Consider the following 4,242-nt stretch of genomic DNA (forward strand, 5'->3'; position numbering starts at 1 on the left):
CCTAAAACCTAAAACCTAAAAATTTGTACCTCATGGGTATAAGACTTGCTATATAATAGCGTAATTACTATTACTTCTCCACCCGATATCCCAACTCTAATAACCGTAAGCGAGATTGTCGCCATTTCGGTTTTACTTTCACAAACAATTCCAGGTAAACTTGACCAGCGACTAACTTTTGAAGTTGCTGACGAGCCGCAGTACCAATTTGTTTGAGCATAGTACCCTTTTTCCCAATCAAAATACCTTTTTGGGAGTCTCTCTCTACATTAATCGTAGCAAAAATACGGGTAATTTTTGGTTGCTCCTCCACTAAATCAATAGTAATAGCAACCGAGTGGGGGACTTCTTCACGAGTTAGGAGTAAGATTTGCTCTCGAATCAATTCCCCCATGATAAACCGTTCTGGCTGGTCGGTTAAGAAGTCAGGGGGATAATAATATGGCCCTGGTTCTAAGCATTCAATTAATTTCTGCTGTAATAGGTCTAAGTTATTACCTGTTAGGGCAGAAAATTTGACGACTTCCCAGCCTTGAGCAGTAGCTAGTTTAGCGTAACTAGCATCGATTGATTTTCCCCTACTCTGGCGAGGTTGTATATCTGATTTGTTAACACCAAAAATTACTGGTGTCTTAGTATTACTCAGTAGATCAACAATAAAGCGATCGCCTCCTCCCGCCTCCACTGTACTATCCACCACCAACAGCACCACATCCACTAACTCAATGGCTATTTGGGCATTTTTTACCAATACCTTACCCAGTTGATGATGAGGTTTGTGAATCCCTGGCGTATCCACAAAAATCAACTGAGCTTGGGGTGTGGTCAAGATACCTCGCAGCCGATTTCGGGTGGTTTGAGCCACGGGCGAGGTGATGGCAATTTTTTGCCCTACTAGTTTATTCATCAGTGTTGATTTCCCCACATTCGGGCGTCCCACAATCGCCACAAAGCCAGACTTAAAGCCCTCTGGAGCAACCGGAATAGTTTCTAGAACTGATGGCTTGATAACTTTTTCCTCTAGGTTATCTTGGGAAGAGTCGATGGTCGAATCCTCTTCCGAGTTTTGTTCGTCTTGGATTTTAGAATTGTCAGTCATTGAACCAATCGTAGTTTTTATGGTTTTATTCTTAAATGTATGTTACCAACGTAGATAGGGACTATGTTGAGGATGTTGTTACAGGGGATAACACCCTGGTTAATTGAGCAACAATATCATAAATACAATTGATCGTGGGCTTGAAGTAAAAAATTACAAGTTAGTTGCCCACACTCAAGCAGTTTAGACTAAATACTACTGATGACCAATACCGCTACTTTCCCTGACCTGGAAAATCATTGGGCTAGAGATTGTATCAACCAACTGCGAGAGCGTAAGTTGGTCAGTGGTTACCCCGATGGTAAATTTCGTCCTAATTCTAGAATTACCCGTGCTGAGTTTGCCGTCTTAATGCTGAATGCGTTTCCCTCAGCGCCGATTCAACGAGGTGGTATTCGTTTTCTGGACGTACCTAGTAATCATTGGGCCAAAAATGTGATTCAAGATGCCTACAAGCGGAGATTTTTTTCGGGCTATCCTGGCAGACGATTTAAACCGAATGAGTCGATTTCACGAGTGCAAGCGATCGCGGTCTTAGCAGGAGCCAAGAATTTCCCTATCCCGTCAGATCCCGATGGAACTATCAGACGGTATTTTACTGATGCTAGCCAGATTCCCCAGTATGCTAAAAATGCGATCGCATCCGCAGCAATTAATACTATTGTGGTTAACTATCCCAATATCAAACAGGTCAAGCCAAATCAGAGTGCTACCCGTGGTGAAGTAGCGGCTTTGCTGTGTCGGGCGTTAAACATCTATGCTGTCCCACCTCAGTATATTGCTGGAGTGGACGTTTCTCCTGATGATGTTCGTAGTTTACCAGGGCAATTGGATCAGGTGCCTGTCTTTAATAGCAATAGTCCAGAACTAGTCAGAAGTGAGGGAATTTTGCTGTCTACGTTTTCACCGGAAGGGAAACAAGTTCCTTCTGCCCACCTTGACTATGGCTTTAATGGAAGGTTTGATATCTTTACCCACCATATTGCTAGAGCAGAGACTCAGGCGGAAACCCATCCCCTTTACCAAGGATTAATAGTTTATAATCCCAATGACACACCTGTTACAGTGGACGTCTTGCAAGGGGCGAGTTATCTGTCTACCCCAGATGCACCGTTTATCTCGTTGCCGGATATGGTCGATAATCCCAACGGTACAGTCTATGCTGGTCCTGGCAGTCGTACGATGAATGATGTACTCAGGGGAATTCTCAAAGAAATGTTTCCCGCCAAACTGGTGCTGAAGGCAAAACAAAGCCAGATGTTAATGAATCAGCCAATTCCAGTTAAACGAGCACCAGCTTCCAATGGTCGTTCTACCATGATGCGCTTACGGAGTGATGGAATGGTTTATGTGGCTAACTTAGCGATGAAAGCCCCTCGTGATGGCAATGGGATTTATCGAGAACCTACGGTAGCAGAATGGCAACAGTTACTGGATACGGGAGGCTTAGCTCAACCCCGTGGACCGATACCCACTCCTCTGGAACCACCTCAAGAACCGACGGTGTTTGGTCGGGTGGCTGGTGTTTCCCAAGGTTCTCAATGGCAAGTGCTGATTCAAGATAATCCAAATGTTAACTATTTGAGTATTCCTCAGCTTGGGCAGGGGTTTTCTTATGTGCTGGGGACTCTACATCTGATTACTCTGAGTACAGGGCAAATTCAAAGTGGTTCGATGTTAAGGCGCTATCCCGATACGGCCTACTTTGCTCACAGTAATTATGGGGTAGAATACAATCTAACTTTGCCATTGAAGAATACTACTAATCAACCCCAAACGGTGACGGTATCGCTGCAAACGCCATTGAAGGATGAGGGGGGTACTGATCGACTGCTGTTTTTGAACCCACTGGTTGAAAACGTGTTCTTTCGGGGTACACTCAGAATAAATTATGATGATGATGATCGAAAGGCTCAAACGCGCTATGTACATTTAGTGCAGCGACGAGGACAGCCAGGGCATCCATTGGTGACGTTGAATTTAGCCCCTGAAGAAGTTAGGCAGCTACAGGTGGATTTTCTCTATCCCCCGGATTCGACACCACCCCAGGTGCTGACAGTTCGGACTTTGGAGGGTTAGGAAAATTAGAAATCGGCTCACAAATGCAAGGTCGCAATTGTGCGATCGCACAATCAAATATTGAGCTCGATTCTAGTAGTCTGACGGATTTAGCCTGAATCTGCTATTGTGTAACGTTAGCAGCATACTGAACTTTATCAAAAATAGCTGATGCCAGCAAAAGCGATCAGTATTAACTATTTAGGAGTTTAGTTATTGCTGACGAAGTTTTGCCTAATATCATCAAACCAGCAGAAATGCTTACTCTAGATGATAGAGATGATATAGTTACGCCAGCCAGTGCCTAGGGATATACCTAGAATTGCTGTCGGCACCAGAACAACTATATCACACTCAGGTTCGTTGATAACTGTTGCTAGATAACTATTGATACCTTGACCACTTATGCCTTCTCAAACCTTTATCGTCCGTGCTCACACTCGTACGATTCATACCCGTCCAGTTACCTTTTTTTGCCCCAAATGCAATCATATGACTACTCGTGAGTGCTATCCTGGTAAGCCTCCTAAATACTGTCTCGAATGTAGTCCGAGACGAAAACGTCAGCAAGATGAGCTGTATATACCCGAAAAGGGGATGTTCAAGCCAACACACAACTTGGTTAATCTTACCAATGGCCAGAAGACACCAGTATGTCTGGAGAAGTCTCCCCAAGCTGGGTGGCTTTTTGTGAGGACAGCCCTAGATTGGTTTAGCGGGGAAAGCATCATCAAGTATCACACAACTAAAGGGGTTTACAGCCAGGAGGTGCCGTTGGCAGATTATATCGTCGAAGCTCTCCCAGCTGACGATGTAACCACAGCATTTCCATCAGCTACCTCTGGAACTAATACACAAAAGAAGATTACTCCTGCTAAATCTTCATCAGAGCTAATTTTAGTAGAACCCTACAGTGTGAAGAAGATGTGCGATCGCTTGCGGTGTGGGGACAGGTTACTCAAGAGGATGCGCACTGACCCAAACTTCAGCCAGTGGAGTCGCTCTCGGGATCCCGAGGGCATCACTTGGGAGTATCGGCAAGGAAAATATTTTCCTTTAGTTGATCAGCTTAATCAGGTTAATCA

General features: G+C 44.5%; 3 protein-coding genes. 2 read left to right on the top strand and 1 reads right to left on the bottom strand.

Annotated elements, in window-relative coordinates; translation table 11 throughout:
• Positions 1-70 precede the first annotated feature (70 nt).
• Positions 71-1,099 carry a GTPase Era gene (gene era, locus AC4II3_RS30555; RefSeq protein WP_488013373.1) on the bottom strand — a complete coding sequence of 343 codons (1,029 nt, stop codon included), beginning with the start codon at positions 1,097-1,099 and terminating at the stop codon, positions 71-73.
• A gap of 201 nt (positions 1,100-1,300) precedes the next feature.
• Here era and AC4II3_RS30560 point away from each other — a divergent pair, with 201 nt between their 5' ends.
• A complete protein-coding gene (locus tag AC4II3_RS30560) occupies positions 1,301-3,178 on the top strand; it encodes a DUF3370 family protein (protein WP_488013375.1) in 1,878 nt (625 codons plus the stop codon).
• A gap of 384 nt (positions 3,179-3,562) precedes the next feature.
• Positions 3,563-4,242, top strand: a 680-nt coding sequence (locus tag AC4II3_RS30565; RefSeq protein WP_490723000.1) for a hypothetical protein, incomplete at its 3' end; no start/stop codon positions are given.

This window comes from Moorena sp., from assembly GCF_982860115.1.

Coding starts and splice junctions, on each gene's coding strand:
- AC4II3_RS30560 (WP_488013375.1), top strand. CDS start 1,301: ATGACCAATACCGCTACTTTCCCTGACCTGGAAAATCATTGGGCTAGA.
- era (WP_488013373.1), bottom strand. CDS start 1,099: ATGACTGACAATTCTAAAATCCAAGACGAACAAAACTCGGAAGAGGAT.